Source organism: Synechococcus sp. UW69 (assembly GCF_900474185.1).
GTDB lineage: Bacteria > Cyanobacteriota > Cyanobacteriia > PCC-6307 > Cyanobiaceae > Parasynechococcus.
Genome location: NZ_UCNW01000003.1, coordinates 1 through 1,048, shown reverse-complemented (window position 1 = coordinate 1,048; position 1,048 = coordinate 1). Strand labels below are relative to the sequence as shown.

The 1,048-nt window shown below is 58.9% G+C and carries 1 protein-coding gene; it reads right to left on the bottom strand.

Translation table 11 applies throughout. The annotated features are described in order from the left end of the window. A partial coding sequence (gene psbD / locus DXY29_RS00970; protein ID WP_115022136.1) for a photosystem II D2 protein (photosystem q(a) protein) occupies window positions 1-1,040 on the bottom strand: 1,040 nt, incomplete at its 3' end. Window positions 1,041-1,048 lie beyond the last annotated feature (8 nt).

The window sequence follows — 1,048 nt, the reverse complement described above, 5'->3', positions numbered from 1 at the left end:
CGGGGCAGAACCTCTTCAGGGAAGACGAAGTTTTCGTGCGGCTGGTCAGCCGGTGCCATCCAGGCACGCAGACCTTCATTCAGAAGGATGTTCTTGGTGTAGAAGGTCTCAAATTCGGGATCTTCTGCAGCGCGGATTTCCTGTGACACGAAGTCATAGGCGCGCAGGTTGAGGGCCAAGCCGATGATGCCGATGGAGCTGGTCCACAGGCCCATCACAGGCACGAACAGCATGAAGAAGTGCAGCCAGCGCTTGTTGGAGAAGGCGATACCGAAGATCTGGCTCCAGAAGCGGTTGGCGGTGACCATGGAATAGGTCTCTTCTTCCTGAGTGGGCTCGAACGCCTTAAAGGTGTTGGCCTGCTCACCGTCCTCAAACAGAGTGTTTTCCACGGTGGCGCCGTGAATGGCGCAGAGCAGTGCACCGCCGAGGATGCCGGCGACGCCCATCATGTGGAAGGGGTTCAGGGTCCAGTTATGGAAGCCCTGGAGGAAGAGGAGGAAGCGGAAGATCGCTGCCACACCGAAGGAGGGCGCGAAGAACCAGCTGCTCTGGCCGAGGGGATACATCAGGAAGACACTGACGAACACCGCAATCGGACCGGAGAAGGCGATGGCGTTGTAAGGGCGGATGCCAACCAGACGAGCGATTTCGAACTGGCGAAGCATGAAGCCGATCAAAGCGAAGGCGCCGTGCAGAGCAACGAAGGCCCAAAGACCACCGAGCTGACACCAGCGAACAAAATCACCTTGGGCTTCAGGGCCCCAGAGGAGAAGCAAGCTGTGACCCATCGCATCAGCGGGGGTGGACACAGCAGCGGTAAGGAAGTTGCAACCTTCCAGGTACGAGGAGGCAATGCCGTGGGTGTACCAGGAGGTCACGAAAGTGGTGCCGGTCAGCCAGCCACCAATGGCCAAGTAGGCCGTTGGAAGAAGAAGGATGCCAGACCAGCCAATGAATACGAAGCGGTCGCGCTTGAGCCAGTCATCGAGGACGTCGAACCATCCCCGCTGTGGCGCGCGTCCTACAGCGATCGTCATGAGAGGTG